Genomic DNA, 242 nt, shown 5'->3' with positions numbered 1-242 from the left:
GGCCCCCGGCGGTCCGTCTCCCCAGCCGCGGGAGACGGACCCGGTGCCGGGGCGAGCCGTCCGACCAGGAGACACAGCGCTCCTGCGGCTCCGGCGGCACCACGGCCGGCGGCGGTGAACCGCCCGGACGGCTCCCCGGCCGTCCCGGCGTCCCGCCCCCCGCCGCCCCCGGGGCCCGGACCCGCGGCGGGGGCCCCGGGGATGTCCCGCGGGGCCGGCCCCGGGCCAGGTACGCCGGGCGC

It is taken from the genome of Streptomyces durocortorensis (assembly GCF_016901035.1).
Lineage (GTDB): Bacteria > Actinomycetota > Actinomycetes > Streptomycetales > Streptomycetaceae > Streptomyces > Streptomyces durocortorensis.
Note: the sequence above shows the minus strand (reverse complement) of the source record.